At 67.2% G+C, this 12456-nt stretch carries 14 protein-coding genes; 6 read left to right on the top strand and 8 right to left on the bottom strand.

Going from position 1 to position 12456, the window contains the following annotated elements; all coding sequences use genetic code 11:
- Positions 1–11: 11 nt before the first annotated feature.
- Positions 12–713, bottom strand: a complete 702-nt coding sequence (gene kdpC, locus DIE03_RS30160) for a potassium-transporting ATPase subunit KdpC (RefSeq protein ID WP_185658252.1) — start codon at positions 711–713, stop codon at positions 12–14.
- Positions 714–723: 10 nt separating this feature from the next.
- The gene (gene kdpA, locus DIE03_RS30155; RefSeq protein WP_124455872.1) at positions 724–2427 is read right to left on the bottom strand and encodes a potassium-transporting ATPase subunit KdpA; all 1704 of its coding nucleotides are present in this window, start codon (positions 2425–2427) and stop codon (positions 724–726) included.
- Between kdpA and DIE03_RS38435 the strand changes: the two genes are divergently transcribed.
- Positions 2426–2596 carry a hypothetical protein gene (locus tag DIE03_RS38435; RefSeq protein WP_175845364.1) on the top strand — a complete coding sequence of 57 codons (171 nt, stop codon included), beginning with the start codon at positions 2426–2428 and terminating at the stop codon, positions 2594–2596. The two genes, kdpA and DIE03_RS38435, sit on opposite strands and share 2 nt — an antisense overlap.
- Here DIE03_RS38435 and kdpF read toward each other — a convergent pair.
- Positions 2566–2646, bottom strand: coding sequence for a K(+)-transporting ATPase subunit F (kdpF, locus tag DIE03_RS39105; protein ID WP_063623159.1), 81 nt, complete (start codon positions 2644–2646; stop codon positions 2566–2568). The two genes, DIE03_RS38435 and kdpF, sit on opposite strands and share 31 nt — an antisense overlap.
- A gap of 336 nt (positions 2647–2982) precedes the next feature.
- Here kdpF and DIE03_RS30140 point away from each other — a divergent pair, with 336 nt between their 5' ends.
- The 3 genes from DIE03_RS30140 to hutC all read left to right on the top strand — a co-directional run bounded on the left by DIE03_RS30140 (position 2983) and on the right by hutC (position 5438).
- A complete protein-coding gene (locus tag DIE03_RS30140; protein ID WP_124455871.1) occupies positions 2983–3297 on the top strand; it encodes a hypothetical protein in 315 nt (104 codons plus the stop codon).
- A 135-nt stretch (positions 3298–3432) separates the two neighbouring features.
- Positions 3433–4560: a porin gene (locus tag DIE03_RS30135; protein ID WP_124455870.1), complete on the top strand. Its 1128-nt coding sequence runs from the start codon at positions 3433–3435 to the stop codon at positions 4558–4560.
- Positions 4561–4742: 182 nt separating this feature from the next.
- Complete coding sequence (gene hutC, locus DIE03_RS30130; protein WP_124455869.1) at positions 4743–5438, top strand: histidine utilization repressor; 696 nt, start codon at positions 4743–4745, stop codon at positions 5436–5438.
- Positions 5439–5453: 15 nt separating this feature from the next.
- On the opposite strand, the gene DIE03_RS30125 is transcribed toward hutC, so the two are convergent.
- The gene (locus DIE03_RS30125; protein WP_124455868.1) at positions 5454–6695 is read right to left on the bottom strand and encodes a glycosyltransferase; all 1242 of its coding nucleotides are present in this window, start codon (positions 6693–6695) and stop codon (positions 5454–5456) included.
- A 91-nt stretch (positions 6696–6786) separates the two neighbouring features.
- Here DIE03_RS30125 and DIE03_RS30120 point away from each other — a divergent pair, with 91 nt between their 5' ends.
- Entirely contained in the window at positions 6787–7407 is a 621-nt protein-coding gene (locus DIE03_RS30120; RefSeq protein ID WP_124455867.1) for a TetR/AcrR family transcriptional regulator, read from the top strand.
- Positions 7408–7600: 193 nt separating this feature from the next.
- Positions 7601–7954 carry a hypothetical protein gene (locus tag DIE03_RS30110; protein ID WP_124455866.1) on the top strand — a complete coding sequence of 118 codons (354 nt, stop codon included), beginning with the start codon at positions 7601–7603 and terminating at the stop codon, positions 7952–7954.
- Between the two features lie 35 nt (positions 7955–7989).
- On the opposite strand, the gene DIE03_RS30105 is transcribed toward DIE03_RS30110, so the two are convergent.
- The 4 genes from DIE03_RS30105 to DIE03_RS30090 all read right to left on the bottom strand — a co-directional run bounded on the left by DIE03_RS30105 (position 7990) and on the right by DIE03_RS30090 (position 12026).
- Complete coding sequence (locus tag DIE03_RS30105) at positions 7990–8787, bottom strand: alpha/beta fold hydrolase (protein ID WP_124455865.1); 798 nt, start codon at positions 8785–8787, stop codon at positions 7990–7992.
- A 109-nt stretch (positions 8788–8896) separates the two neighbouring features.
- Positions 8897–9814: a LysR family transcriptional regulator gene (locus DIE03_RS30100; RefSeq protein WP_124455864.1), complete on the bottom strand. Its 918-nt coding sequence runs from the start codon at positions 9812–9814 to the stop codon at positions 8897–8899.
- A gap of 166 nt (positions 9815–9980) precedes the next feature.
- Entirely contained in the window at positions 9981–10226 is a 246-nt protein-coding gene (locus DIE03_RS30095) for a DUF3717 domain-containing protein (protein WP_074804087.1), read from the bottom strand.
- Between the two features lie 264 nt (positions 10227–10490).
- Entirely contained in the window at positions 10491–12026 is a 1536-nt protein-coding gene (locus DIE03_RS30090) for an amino acid permease (RefSeq protein WP_124455863.1), read from the bottom strand.
- Positions 12027–12456: the final 430 nt, after the last annotated feature.

Here is a 12456-nt window from a genome sequence, read left to right as displayed (position 1 = left end):
CGTGGTTCCTGCTATTGCTTCGCGCCGGCCGCCTGGCCGAACGTGCGGTCGAGCGCGAGGTTCAGGTCGAGCACGCGTACGCGCGGTTCGCCGAGCACGCCGAGCTGGCGCGGCAACGCGGTGCGATCGACGAGCGCCGCCACCTGCGCGGCATCGATGCCGCGTGCATGCGCGACGCGCGCCGCCTGCAGCCGCGCGTTCGCGACCGAGATCTCGGGATCGAGCCCCGACGCGGACGCGGTGACGGCGTCCGCCGGCACCGGCGTGCCGTCGGCGAGCGCGTTCTCCTGCCGGTATGCGCCCACGCGCTGCGCGACGTCGGCGAGCAGCTTCTTGCTGGTCGCACCCTGGTTGCTGGCGCCGCTGCCGGCCGCGTTGTACGGCTGGTCGACCGTCTTCGACGGATCGGCCGGATCGGTGCCGACCGTCGCGCTCGGCCGCGCGTGGAAGTAGCCGGCGCGCGTGAAGTGCTGCCCGATGACTGCCGAGCCGATCGTCGTGCCGTTGCGCTGCACGAGGCTGCCGCGCGCCTGCGCCGGGAACAGCACGTTCGCGACGCCCGTGGTGAGCAGCGGATACGCGAGGCCCGTGACGAGCATGAACAGCACCGACGATGCGATCACCGGCCGCACGAGGCCGCGCGTCGCCGCGCCGAACGAAGTATCGGATGCCGGCGCGGCGGCGGCCGCTGCCTGGCGATTGCCTTGAATCATGATGTTTCCCTCAGAACAGTTGGCCGCCCGACATCAGCAGGTGCTCGACGACCGGGCCGAGCGCGAGCGCCGGCAGGAACGTGAGACCGCCGACCACCAGGATCACGAACACCAGCAGGCCGGCGAACAGGCCCGTCGACGTCGACAGCGTGCCCGCGCTTTCCGGCACGGCCTTCTTCGCGGCGAGGCTGCCCGCGACCGCGAGCATCGGCAGCAGCGTCAGGTAACGGCCGATCAGCATCGCGAAGCCGATCGTCGTGTTGAAGAACGGCGTGTTCGCGTTCAGCCCCGCGAACGCGGACCCGTTGTTGGCCGTGCCCGACGTGTACGCGTACAGCACTTCGCTGAAGCCGTGCGGGCCGAGGTTCGCGAGGCTCGCCATCGTCGAGTGCAGCAGCGCGGCCAGCGCGGTGAAGCCGAGGATGCTGAACGGATGCGCGAGCACCGCGAGCATCACGAACTTCATCTCGCGCGCCTCGATCTTCTTGCCGAGGAATTCCGGCGTGCGGCCGATCATCATCCCGACGAGGAACACCGTGAGGATCGCGAACGTGAACAGGTTGATCAGCCCGACGCCGTCGCCGCCGAACACGTTGTTCAGCATCATCTGCGCGATCGGCACGAGCCCACCCAGCGGCGTCAGCGAATCGTGCATCGCGTCGACCGAACCGGTGGTCGCGGCCGTCGTGACGGTCGCGAACAGGCTCGTCTGCGCGATGCCGAAGCGCATCTCCTTGCCTTCCATGTTGCCGCCCGGCTGCGTCGCACTCATCTGCTGGTCGACGCCGATGCCCGTCAGGAGCGGGTTGCCGTGCTGCTCGGCCGAATAGATCACGGCGAGGAAGCCGACGAACATCACGACGAATGCGCCCAGCAGCACCCAGCCCTGGCGGCGCCGGCCGATCATCGTGCCGAGCGCATAGGTCAGCGCGGACGGGATCAGCAGCATCGACAGCATGTGCAGCGTGTTGGTGAGCGGCGTCGGGTTCTCGAACGGGTGCGCGGCGTTCATGCTGAAGAAGCCGCCGCCGTTCGTGCCGATGTGCTTGATCGATTCGAGGCTCGCGACGGGCCCCATCACAATCTGCTGGCGTGCGCCTTCGAGCGTGGTTGCCCAGGCGTCGGACGCAAGCGTCTGCGGCATGCCCTGCCACACGTAAACCAGCGCCATGACAAAACTGAGCGGCAGCAGCACGCGATAGGTCACGCGCGTGAAGTCGACCCAGTAGTTGCCGATGTCGGCCGCGCTCTTGCGGCTCAGCCCGCGGATGAAGCCGCCCGCGGCCGCGACGCCGGTCGCTGCACTCGCCACCATCAGGAACGTGATGACGGCCATCTGCGAGAAGTTCGACAGGCTGCTTTCGCCCGCATAGGCCTGCCAGTTCGTGTTCGTGATGAACGACGCGGCCGTGTTGAACGCGAGGTCGGGGCTTTGCGACGCGCGCTGCAGCGCATCGAACGGCAGCACGTCCTGGATGCGCAGCAGCAGGTAGCCGAGCAGCATCATCCCGGCGTTGCTGAGCAGCAGCACCATCCCGTAGCGTTGCCACGACATCGCTTCGTCGGGGTTCACGCCGAGCAGCGCGTAGGTGCGGCGCTCGACCCACGCGTGGCGCGGGCTCGTGAAGGCGTGCGCGAGCCATTTCCCGACGACGGGCACCAGCGCCAGCATGATCGCGAGCACGATCGCGAATTGAATGAGATTGTTGAACATGTCGACGCTCGCTCAGATCCGGTCGAGGCCGGTGATGAAACCGGCCGTCAATGCAAAGAACGCGAGCGTGAAAAAAATGAAAAGCAGATCGCTCATGACATTCACCGATATTTTCGAATTCCTGTTGAATCGCGCCGATCAATACCGCTCGGGCTTGATCAACGCATGAAACAGATAGATGAAGAGCGCGAGCGATAGCGCGCCGGTGATCCACAACATGGCTTTCCCCTTTGTTCGTATGCGCGGCATCGCCGCGCGACTGTCGGCATAGCGGGCCTTGCCGTGTCGGCGCAAGCCCGGATGACGCCCCCATGCTCATCTGGCGAATGGGATGCGACAGTGTAGAAATCCGCGTATCAAAGCGGTGTTCAATTTCTTTACGGGGAATAAAAAAGCTGTAAAGACGAAAGGCGACGAGCGCTGCGTTTTTATGCGTTCTTTTCAGTGCCCGTGCGAGTCTATACACCGTATCGCCACCGCGATTCTTAAAATGGGTGCCATGTCCAGGACGAGCTTGCCGCGGTGCGAAGCACGATGCGACCAGGGGAAGAAAGCATGAAACCGACCAGAACCGAATCCGCTGCTTCACACGATCTGCCGCCCGTGCGCTCGCGGCGCAGGCTCCCCGCGGACGAGCTCGTGCTGCTGTCGATCCGCGTCGAATCGGACAACCTCGCGGCCGTGCGCCGCCGGCTGCATCAGGCCGTCGGTACCGCACTCAATTTCTACACGGCCGCGATCGACAGCCGCACCGGGCGCGCGTGCATCGAGCTCGAAGTCGCGCGGTCGCAGGCGTCGCCCGCGATCCTGTCGATCCTCCGCGTGCTGCCGGCCGCCGAATTCGGCGCGATCCGCCTGTTGCAGCACTAGCCGGCGTTCGCCGCCGCCGCGCGTGACACGCGTCGCGCGCTCCCCCTTTCATCGATTTGAACGCGCGGATCCGCACGGAGACGCGCGACGAATCGTCGTTCCCGTCGCAACGGGCCTTTCCAGGAAGCACACGCAATGAAAAAAGCAGTCGTCGGTACCCTCTCCCTCGCCTTCTTCGGCGCCGCCGCGCATGCGCAAAGCAGCGTCACGCTCTACGGGATGCTGGATGCCGGTATCGCCTATACGAACAACCAGTCGGGCAAAAGCGCATGGCAGCAAGGCAGCGGCCTGCTGTCGAACACGGTCTTCGGCCTGAGCGGCAACGAGGATCTCGGCGGCGGCCTGCATGCACTGTTCCGCCTCGAGAACGGCTTCAACCTGAACAACGGCACGCAGTCCTACAAAAACACGATGTTCGGCCGCCGCGCGTACGTCGGCTTGCAGAGCGACCAGTACGGCGCACTGACGCTCGGCCGCCAGTACGACTCGGTGGTCGACACCCTCGGCCCGCTCGCGATGGCGAACAACGGCGACGGCAACAACCTCGCGGCGCATCCGTTCGACAACGACAACATCGACGATTCGTTCTACATCGACAACGCGGTGAAATACACGAGCCCGACGCTCGCCGGCTGGCAGTTCGGCGGCCTGTACGGGTTCAGCAACGCGGCCGGCGGCTTCGCGAACAACCGCGCGTACAGCGCGGGCGTGTCGTATGCGAACGGGCCGGTCAGCCTCGGCGCCGCGTACCTGCAGCTCAACCGCGGCGGGCTGACGGCCGGCGGGGCGCTGTCGACCAACGACGGCGCGAACTTCCCGGCCGTGCGCCAGCGCGTGATGGGCGCCGGCGGCAGCTATGCGTTCGACCGGCTGACGGTCGGCGCGCTGTGGACGCATTCGATGTTCGACGACACGGCCGCGTCGTCGCTGCCCGGCGCGCTGAATGCGCTGCGCTTCGACAACTACGAGGTCAATGCGCGCTACGCGCTGACGCCGGCCGTCTCGCTCGCGGGCGCCTACACGTTCACCGACGGCCGCTACGACGATGCCGCCGGCAGCCACCGGCCGAAATGGCACCAGGTGACGCTGATGGCCGGCTACGCGCTGAGCAAGCGCACCGACGTCTATGCGGAAACCGTGTACCAGCACCAGTTCGGCGTACCGTCGGGCGCGACGCTCGGGTTCGCGAACGTGACGGGGCTCGCGGCTTCGTCGACCCGCACGCAGGTCGTCGCGACGGTCGGCATCCGGCATCGGTTCTGACCGCACGCCGGCCGTCCAAGGCCGGCCGCTCTGTGCAATCCCGCATGGACGCGCGCCGGCCGAACAGGGATCATGCGGGGAATCCGGGCCCGCTCGCCCGCGAAACCGGTACACTCGGCGCCGGGCGCGCGCCGGATCGGCATTCGGCAGCGGGCCGCCGCCGACTCTCGAATCGCGATCCCATGACCACACCGATCTATCAGGAAATCAAGGACTTCATCCTCGCCCGCATTCATGCCGGCGAGTGGGCGGAAGGCGACCAGGTGCCGTCGGAGAACGAACTCGCGCGCGAATTCAACGTCGCACGGATGACCGTCAACCGCGCGCTGCGCGAACTGACGGCCGAACAGGTGCTCACGCGCACGCGCGGCTCCGGCACGTATGTCGCCTCGCCGAAATACGAATCGACGCTGGTCGCGATCCGCAGCATCTCGGACGAAGTCGCCGCGCGCGGCCACGGCTACCGCGCGCAGGTGCTCCAGGTCGGCGCGGCCGTCGCCGACGCGAAGCTCGCCGACGAGCTGCAGCTCGATACGGGCAGCCCGATCTTTCATTCGCGCGTGCTGCATTTCGAGAACGATACGCCCGTGCAGCTCGAGGAACGCTGGGTCAATCCGGCCTGCGCACCCGAATATGCGCTGCAGGACTTCACGACGACGACGCCGAACCAGTACCTGACGCGCGTCGCGCCGCTGCAGCGCGTCGAATACCGGATCGAGGCCGCGATGCCCGACGCCGAAACGCGCCGCCACCTGACGATGGACGACCGCGAGCCGTGCCTGCTGCTGCATCGGCGCACGTGGTCGCAGGCGATGGTCGCGTCGGTCGCCAATCTGTGGCACCCGGGCAGCCGCTACCGGTTCACCGGGCATTTCTGATGCCGCGGCGCGGGTTCACCGTGCCGCGCCTCGCCCCCATCGCTCGATCGCACGCACAGCCGGCGTCAAACCGTCCTCTTGCGCGATGCGCGTGCCGAGTTCGGTCGCACGCGCCTTCGTCTCGCCCCGCTCGGCAAACGCGATGGCCCGCGCCAGCGCGGCCGCCTCCACGCGCCGGCCGACCACCGGCGCATCGGCCACACCGAGCCGCTGCAACCGGTTCGCCCAGAAGAACTGATCGCCCGCGAACGGCACGACGACCGACGGAATGCCGGCCCGTGCAGCCGAATGCGTGGTGCCCGATCCGCCGTGATGAATCGCCATCGCCACGCGCGGGAACAGCCAGTCGTGCGGCGTGTCGCCGATCATGCGGACGTGCGCGGACAGCATCGACGCGTCGATACCGCTCCAGCCCGGATAGAACAGCGCGCGCCGGCCGGCGAGCGCATGGGTCAGCGCGTCGACCATCGCGGCGCGGTCGAAGCCGGCCATGCTGCCGAATCCGATGTACACGGGCGGATCGCCCGCTTCGAGAAACGCCGACAATTCGGGCGGCGGCGCCCACGCACGCGCATCGATCCGCCACTGGCCGCATGCCTGCACATTCGACGGCCAGTCGGCCGGGCCGGACAGCAGCGCCGGCGACACACCGTACAGCATCGGATGATCGGACCACACGTGCTTGCGCGGCGGCAATCCGCACACGCCGGCGCGCGCGGCGTTCGTCGACTGCCTGAACGCCTGCCACAACAGCGCATTCACGAACCGGTGGCTCGCACGATTCAGCCAGCGCGGCAACTTTCCCGGCGGCAGGAACGGCGAAGCGAATTCGGCGGTCGGCGTGATCGGGATCATGCCGGTGCCGATCGCCGGCACACCGCGATACTCGGCGACCGACAGCCCGACGAACGACGCAAGCCCCGACACGAGGAGCGCATCGCAGCCATCCGACGCGTCCGCCACTTCACGCATCCACGCCGCCGTGTTCGCATTCGCGATCGCCGCGAGCGCCTTCGACGTGTCGTTGAAGCCGCCGCGCCCGCGCACCGCATCGGCCAGCGCACCGTCCGGCGCAATCGCGCGGCGGATGTCGCCAGACAACGGCGCCGACGGCACGCCGAGCGCGGCTGCCGCTCCGAGCGTGGCCGCGTCGGCGAGCAGGCGGACCTCATGGCCGGCGTCCAGCAGCGCGCGGCCGAGCGCCGCGAGCGGACGCGTATCGCCTTCGGTGCCGTAGGTGGCGATGACAAGCTTCATGCACGACTCCTCGCACGATGGAAACGGGTGGATTCAAAAAAATGCACGTCGTATACTAATGCCATTCGTACATTTTTAGTCAATCCCCGCCATGCCGATTCCGACCGACGATCCGGGCCGCCGCGCGCGCAAACGCATCCAGATGCTCGCGCATCTCGCCGCCACCGGCGCGCGCCTGTTCGATGCACACGGCTACGATGCCGTCACGATGGAGCAGATCGCGGCAGAGGCCGATGTCGCGAAGCGCACGCTGTACAACCACTTTCCGACGAAGGAAGCCGTGCTCGCGCACTGGCTCGAAGGCGAGCTCGCGCGCGATCTCGCGCATCTGCAGCGCGACGTCGCACGGCGCAAGACCTTCGCATCGCGCATCGGCTGCGTGCTCGACGCGTCGGCCGCGTGGTGCGAGGCGCATCCCGCGTACCTGCTCGCGTACCTGCGGCACCGGCTCCTGAGCATCGGTGCGGTCGAACCGGAAAGCGGCGGAGAGAACGGCAGCGATATCGCGCTGGTGTGGCAGCAACTGATCGTCGCCGGGCAGCAGGCCGGCGAACTGAACGGCACGCTGCAGGCCGATCAGCTCGCGACCTGGTTCCATCACCTGTATCTCGCGGCGATGCTGCGCTGGCTGACCGTGCCGGGGTTGTCGCTGAAACGGGAGTTCCAGTCGGTTGCGAAGCTGTTTGTCGAAGGCGCGGAAGCGAAACGCTGACGCGTGCACGCCTGCGCGGCGTCGCACGGCACACACACATTTTTAAGGCGATCGCACGCACCGCATGCCAAATTTCCCGCGCAGCAGTATGCTGGCGTCGTACGGCTGCGCATTGTGCATCGGGTAATCCCTTCGTTCGCACGCGATCGCGCCGCCGTCGCGACCGCAATCACGCGTTGCAAGGAGGGTTGTGATGGCCACCACGCATCAGCACTTCCACCTCGAACTACGGCACGCCACCGCGCCGACCTACTTCATCAGTTACCTGTTCCCCGCCCTGCTGTTCGTCTACGAACTGCTGCGCGTCGGCCAATGGATCCGCGATCACGGGATGCAATTCGCCGCGTTCAAGCAGATGGGTTACGAGTATCTGCTGATGCTGCTGTTCGTCGGGCTGCAGATCGTCGTCGAGGCGATCTTCCTGCTCGGCGCCGCGATGCGCCGCGACAATCGCGACTTCGAGCACCGGCTGCCGAACGTGATCCTCGGCATCGGCTGCTCGATCGCACTGCTTGCGATCGATCTCGCGATCCAGCTGTCGTTCTGACGGCCGGCGGGCCCGGCCCGCCGGTTGTCCGGCGCTCAGGCGCCCGCGTCGCGCAGCAACGTCTCGACGGCGGCCAGCACGTCGCCGGTCCGCTCGCGGTGCGGCATGTGTCCGCATCGTGCGAGCAGCAGGAACGACGACGGCCCCGCGACGCGTGCGGCGATCCGCTTCGGATGCACGTCGGACCCGTACTCGTCGTCTTCGCCGTGAATCGCGAGCGTCGCGCACTGCACGCGCGGCAGGTCGTCGTCGAGATTCCAGTCGCGGAATGCCGGCGACAGCCACGTGTCGACCCATGCGCGCAGCACCCATTCGGCCTTGTCGCCGTGATAGCGCGCGAGCCGGTCGAGTTGCCCCGGTTCGTCGAACTGCTGCCCCGCCTCGCGAATGCCGTCCAGCGTGCGATCCTCGACGAACGCCTGTGCGGCGACCGTCACGAGCGCGCGGCAGCGCTCGGGATACGCGGCGGCACAGCCCACCGCCATCCCGCCGCCGACGCTGTGTCCGAACGCGACGAACGCATCGACACCCAGTTGCTCGAGCACCGCAGCGAACGCATGATCGGCCTCGTCGCGCACGAACGTCGTGCCGAGCGTTCCCGGATGACGATCCGAGCGGCCGAAACCGAGGCGATCGTAGGCGATCACGTCGCGCTGCGCGGCCCGCGCGAGTTGCTCGGGAAAGTCACGCCAGAGGTCGACGCAGCCGAGCGAATCGTGCAGCAGCACGATGGGCGCTGCCGCGTCGCGCGCGGGACGCGCACGCCAGCGTTTCGTATGGAGGCGCCCTTGCGGCGTCTCGACGGCGGTCTCCTCGGTCAGGATATCGGTCATGTGTCTGCCTGCGGCGTGAAAGCGGCCGCACACCGGCGGCCGCATCGAATCGGGACAGGGTGACCGGCCGGCGCACACGGTGTCAAGCAAGCCCCTACGGCCCGCGCGTTCATTCGGGCTGCGGCGGCAGGTACTCCATCTGCGCTTCGTCGTACAGCCGGTAGATCAGCGCCTGCATCGCGCGGATGTCCTCCGATTCGTCGAGCATCCGCATGCTCATGATGATCGGCGACACGAGATTCGGATCGTCGAGCGGCTTGTAGCTGATGTCGTCGCGCTTCAGCCCGTACACGCTGTGCGGCACGACCGACACGCCCTCGCCCATCGCGACGAGGCCGAGCGCGATCTGCAACTCGCGCGTCTCGTAGATCCTGCGCGGCTGCAACGCGCGATCGTGAAAGGCCGCGAGCACCTGGTCCGCATAGCTCGGGCGCGGCGCCTTCGGGAAGATGATCAGCGTGTCGTTCACGAGATCGTGCAGCGACAGCACGGGCTTCGCGGCGTCGAGCACGTGGCCGACCGGCAGCGCGACGATCATCCGCTCCTCGCGCAGCACGACGCGCCGCACGCTCGGATCCTCGTGGCGAATGCGCCCGAACCCGACGTCGATGCGCCCTTCCTTCAGCGCCTTGATCTGGTCCATCGTCGACATCTCGTGCAGGCTCAGCTCGACGGCCGGATACTCGCTGCGAAAGCGCCGGATGATCTTCGGCAGCATCCCGTACAGCGTCGAGCCGACGAAGCCGACCGACATGCTGCGCTCGATCTTGCCGACGCGCTTCGTCATCGATTCGAGCTCGGTCGTCTGCGCGAGCAGCTGCACCGCGTGCGAATAGAAGAAGCGGCCCGCGTCGGTCAGCTTCAGCGGCCGCGCGTTGCGCTCGAACAGCGGCACGCCGAGCGCCTCCTCGAGCTGCTGGATCTGCCGGCTCAGCGGCGGCTGCGCGATATGCAGCCGCTCCGCCGCCCGCGTGAAATTCCGCTCTTCGGCCACCGCGACGAAGTAGCGGAGGTGTCTCAACTCCATTTTGATGTCTCCCGGACAGCGCTCCGGCGCCAACCGCGGCCGGATGATGTCGTCACGATACCGCAGGCGGCGCCCGCCGCCACGCGCGGCCCGAAGCAAAACGGGAAGCCCGCGAGCTTCCCGTTGCTTCATCGACGCCGTGTGACGATGACGTCACGACCGCGCGTCACACCTCGGTCGCGTAGAGCGCATCGCGCTGCTCGGGGCTCAGCGAGTCGAGCGGCACGTCCGGCAACTGGTAGCAGATCATCGTGCCGTACAGTTCGGCGAGGCAGTTGCTGCCGGCGTCCAGCGCGTAGCCGTCCTCGCCGTCCGGCGCCGGCGGGTACACTTCGCGCCACGCGTTGATCGCGGCTTCGATTCGCACGATGGAAACGGGTCCGGCCTTCCGCTCGGCGGGTGATGCGCTCATGGATTCCTCTGGATTGCGCGCTCCGCGGGCCGTGCCGGCCCGGACGGAACGATGAAAACGCCGGGCATTCCGCCGGCCGCCGCGCGCCGCGCACGCCGGATGCCGATCCGCGCTGCGCCTGTCGCGCCGGCCGGGCCGTGGCCCGGTAGGGTCGGGCAATATAACCGGCTTTGACCCCGTGCAGGCAAAAGCCGGGCAAAAAAAACGGGAAGCACGCGGCTTCCCGTTTCGTCGTCCGCCGCGCGGCTGCCTGCCGCGCCCGCGTCAGCCCGCGGTTTCGCGGTTCGCCACCGGCTGCCGCTGCGCGCCGCGGCTCGCGGCGATCCACGGCGCGATCTCCATGTCTTCGTAGCGCACGAAGCGGCTCTTCTTCAGGAACCGGAAGCCGAGCCACACGACGAGGAACAGCGGAATGCCGACGTAGGTCGCGGCGACGCCGGCCCAGTCGATCCGGTTCGCGAGGAACGCCTGGTAATCCTGGCCGAGCGCGATCACGAGGCACAGCACGAACGCGAACAGCGGGCCGAACGGGAACCACTTCGACTGGTACGGCAGCTGGTCGAGCGAGTAGCCCTGCTTCACGTAGCCCTTGCGGAAGCGGTAATGGCTGACCGCGATGCCGAGCCACGCGATGAAGCCCGTCATGCCCGACGTGTTCAGCAGCCACAGGTACACGGTCTTGTCGCCGTACAGCGACGTGAAGAAGCACAGCGCGCCGACGGCGGTGGTCGCATACAGCGCGTTGCGCGGCACGCCGCCTGACGACAGCTTCGCGAAGATCTTCGGTGCGCGACCCTCGGTCGCGAGGGTATAGAGCATCCGCGTCGACGCGTACATGCCCGAGTTGCCGGCCGACAGCACGGCCGTCAGGATCACCGCGTTCATCACGCCGGCCGCGAACGCGAGGCCCGCGTGGCGGAACACGAGCGTGAACGGGCTCACGCCGATGTCCGTCACGTCCGTCTTCAGCAGGTTCGGGTCGGTGTACGGAATCAGCACGCCGATCACGAAGATCGCGAACACGTAGAACAGCAGGATCCGCCAGAACACCTGGCGCACCGCGCGCGGAATCGTCGTGCGCGGGTTCTCCGACTCACCGGCCGCGACGCCGATCAGCTCGGTGCCCTGGAACGAGAAGCCCGCGATCATCGCCACGCCCATCAGCGCCGGCAGGCCGCCCGCGAACGGCGCGTCGCCGATCGTCAGGTTGCCCCAGCCGTTGCTCGGCGCGCCCTTCAGAATGCCGAAGATCATCAGCAGGCCGACGCCGATGAAGGCGACCACCGTCACGACCTTGATCAGCGCGAACCAGTATTCGGCTTCGCCAAACCCGCGCACGGTGAGCGCGTTGAGCAGGAACATCACGCCGAGGAAGGCCGCGCTCCACCACACGCCCGGGACGTCCGGAAACCAGTAGTGCATCACGAGCTGCGCGGCGACGAGTTCCACCGCGATCGTCACGGCCCAGTTGTACCAGTAGTTCCAGCCGAGCGCGAAGCCGAAGCCTTCGTCCACGTATTTCGCGCCGTAGGTCGCGAACGAACCCGACACCGGCATGAACGCAGCCATCTCGCCGAGGCTCGTCATCAGGAAGTACACCATCAGGCCGATCAGCATGTACGCGACCATCGCGCCGCAAGGGCCGGCCTGCGAGATCGACGCGCCGGACGCGACGAACAGGCCCGTGCCGATCGAACCGCCGATGGCGATCATCGTCAGGTGGCGCGCCTTCAGCGCGCGATGAAGCTTGGGTGGGTTCGCGGACGAACCGGGTTGGTCGGAATTCGGAATTGCGGACATAAAACCAGACGAACGTTGAGCGGGCCGGCATCCGTAGCCGGCGCATGCGGTATCGGAGCGCGGTGCGCGTCCAGCGATGCATTCGATGCGGCCCCGATACGCATTGCGCGGCGGGCGCCTGCGGCGAAGCGCGGATTCTACCTGATTCGCCAACGGGGCAGCTCAGGTCGGCACGCCCGCCATCGTGCAGAGAATTCGCAGAATCAAGGAGTTGGCTGCGTCGGCGCGGCCGCCACTGCGTGCCGGGACAAGAACCGTGCATTATTCGAGGTCATGCGGTTTTTCATTTCGGCCGATGCGCGGGCGAAGCCTGTCTCAATCCGCCAATTACCGCACCGATGCGTAATATCGACCGGCCTTCACGCCATTAATCAGACAAAAAGACCGAAACTGATAATCGATTCAAATCAAATCCCCCGCGCTGGATGCG

This window comes from Burkholderia sp. Bp8992 (genome assembly GCF_003853705.1).
In the GTDB taxonomy this organism is placed as follows: domain Bacteria; phylum Pseudomonadota; class Gammaproteobacteria; order Burkholderiales; family Burkholderiaceae; genus Burkholderia.
Note: the sequence above shows the minus strand (reverse complement) of the source record. Positions and strands in the feature narration are given on the sequence as shown.